The organism is Vibrio sp. 10N.222.49.C9, from assembly GCF_041474985.1.
Classification (GTDB): domain Bacteria; phylum Pseudomonadota; class Gammaproteobacteria; order Enterobacterales; family Vibrionaceae; genus Vibrio; species Vibrio crassostreae_C.
Window position 1 is genome coordinate 1 of sequence record NZ_JBFRVD010001614.1, and the last position, 349, is coordinate 349.

Below are 349 nucleotides of genomic sequence, written 5' to 3' on the forward strand. Positions count from 1 at the left end.
CATCATGTGTCCAGCTTGATTCACGTAGGCTTTCAGGCGTATGACAATCCATACAAGTACTGTTTGCCTTAAGTATCATCTCAGGGGATAGCTGTTGCTTATCTGTCCCTGCTTGAGACTGAGCATCAGAGTATTTGATGACGGTTGATCCACCGTCGCGGTGATCTGGCCCGATGTTGCTATGACAATCGGTACAATTGGCTTCTTTACCCATTGCGTCGATGACATTTTGTCCATGAGATCCAGCTAAAGTGTGTTTAGAGTCTTTGTGACATTGAGTACATTTGTAATCTTTGTCTCTTATCAACTCTACTTTAAAGCGTTCTGATGTTGCTGAATCACTAGGGAC

1 pseudogene is annotated in these 349 nt (G+C 43.6%); it reads right to left on the reverse strand.

Annotated features, from left to right (window positions below):
• Positions 1 to 349 (reverse strand): annotated as a pseudogene (locus AB4585_RS29510) (cytochrome c nitrite reductase pentaheme subunit); the annotation flags it as partial.